This is a genomic window from Anaerococcus sp. HMSC065G05 (assembly GCF_001812365.1).
Taxonomy (GTDB): domain Bacteria; phylum Bacillota; class Clostridia; order Tissierellales; family Peptoniphilaceae; genus Anaerococcus; species Anaerococcus vaginalis.
Genome location: NZ_KV808687.1, coordinates 1 through 252, shown reverse-complemented (window position 1 = coordinate 252; position 252 = coordinate 1). Strand labels below are relative to the sequence as shown.

1 protein-coding gene is annotated in these 252 nt (G+C 30.2%); it reads left to right on the top strand.

What is annotated here, in order from left to right; all coding sequences use genetic code 11:
• Positions 1-25: 25 nt before the first annotated feature.
• Positions 26-252 (top strand): transposase (locus HMPREF2852_RS00640; protein ID WP_148130531.1); only part of this gene is annotated, 227 nt, incomplete at its 3' end.

The following is a 252-nucleotide window of genomic DNA, read 5'->3' as shown; positions in this document are numbered from 1 at the left end:
AAAAAATAACACTGAACAAGTTCAAATGGTATCGGTAGAAAAACTAGTCCCAAAAGATCACATATTAAGAAAAATAAATAAATACATAGACTTTAACTTCATATACGACCTAGTAGAAGATAAATACTCACAAACAACAGGTAGACCAAGTATAGACCCAGTAGTATTAATAAAGCTTGTAATCCTACAATACTTCTTCAACATAAACAGCATGAGGCAAACAATAAGAGAAGTAGAAGTAAACATAGCATA